This is a genomic window from Halalkalibaculum sp. DA3122, from assembly GCF_043951865.1.
Taxonomy (GTDB): Bacteria; Bacteroidota; Rhodothermia; order Balneolales; family Balneolaceae; genus JAMQKA01.
Genome location: NZ_JBINJF010000091.1, coordinates 1 through 1,325 on the forward strand (window position 1 = coordinate 1; position 1,325 = coordinate 1,325).

General features: G+C 49.8%; 1 protein-coding gene. It reads right to left on the minus strand.

Annotated features, from left to right (window positions below; translation table 11 throughout):
- Positions 1 to 13 precede the first annotated feature (13 nt).
- On the minus strand, positions 14 to 1,183 hold the full coding sequence (locus ACG2F4_RS19300; protein ID WP_395262579.1) for an IS4 family transposase: 1,170 nt from the start codon (positions 1,181 to 1,183) through the stop codon (positions 14 to 16).
- Between the last annotated feature and the right edge of the window lie 142 nt (positions 1,184 to 1,325).

The following is a 1,325-nucleotide window of genomic DNA, read 5'->3' on the forward strand; positions in this document are numbered from 1 at the left end:
CATTAGTGTCCCGTTAAAAGTCGAAGAGTCCCAATTGGTTACGGGATTGGGCCTCAATATCGCTGAGTGTTTGGTCAGAAAATAGCTCTTTAAGGGACATACGCTGCAATATGGTGACACTCAGAACTTGCATCATAGCGTGTAATTTGACGTTAAAATGATTGGATTTTTGGACTATTATAATGATCAGGTATGTGCAGATCGCTGTCCAAATCTGGGTCTTCACGGCGTTCGGGGTTTGCCCGTAGAACGCTTTAATGCGCAGGTGCTGCTTAATCCATTTGAAGAACAGTTCGATCTGCCAGCGCTGTCGGTAGTACTCGGCAATCTGCCCAGCTGAGCCTTCAAGTACATTGGTAAGTAAGACCAGATCCTGCCCATGTTCATTGTCAATCAAATGCACTCGGCGTAGCTCCACTGGATAGCGACGCTTGGATTGGGGACCGGTCAGACGGATCCGCTGATCACACTGCAACCCGCTCCGGCGGTCGACTGGAACCGAGAATTTACGGTAGAACCGCAGGCCCTTCCGAGCCCGGATCACAAACTTTCCGTCGGCTTGGTGCAGACTGTAGAGTCGCTCGAAATCCAGGTAGCCCCGGTCCATGATATAAATGCTCCCGGCCATGATGGGAATCATATCCAGAACATTTACATCGTGCAACCGACCATCGGAAATATGGACAAAAGTGGGGATAGCACCCTCCAGGTCCATTAACGTGTGCAATTTGATGGCTCCTTTGCGGGACCGAAACTTGGCCCAGGGAAACAGCGACAAGCATAGGTCGATGGTCGTCGAGTCCAGAGCATACACCGACTCAGCCACCTGCTCCAGATCGGAATCTTCCTGGTAGAGCCGACGAGCCTGGTCGGTCAGCAGCATGGCCAGATCGTGGTATATCTGCCAAGGCCGATTGGCATTTGCTCGAGCAAACGTGTTCCGGGCCACATCGGTTGTGATTCCCATGTGATACCGCTGGGAACCGAGAGCACCGAGGGTAGCAGTCAGGTCTCGTAGGCTCTCCCGAAACGTAAGCTGCCCAAAACACAGGCAGAGCAATTGATTCCAGCAGCTAAACCTGCGGACCCGATAATCGCCTTTGTGGGCAGCGACAATTTTGCGAAATTGATATTTGGGAACTACGTCCATAAGCTGAGAAAAAATGAGCCGACCAGTGTTCATGATTACGTCTATTTTTAGATTGTTGAACCGCGTACACACTGGTAAACTACGCGTTCAAATCGATAAAAATTTTAACAGTGCTTATTCCATTGGTTGCCAATAACTTACGAGAATTCAAAAAGTCCTTAACGGGACACTAGTG

Bases quoted from the DNA above. Each gene is read 5' to 3' on its own strand.
- ACG2F4_RS19300 (WP_395262579.1), bottom strand. From the start codon at position 1,183: ATGAACACTGGTCGGCTCATTTTTTCTCAGCTTATGGACGTAGTTCCC.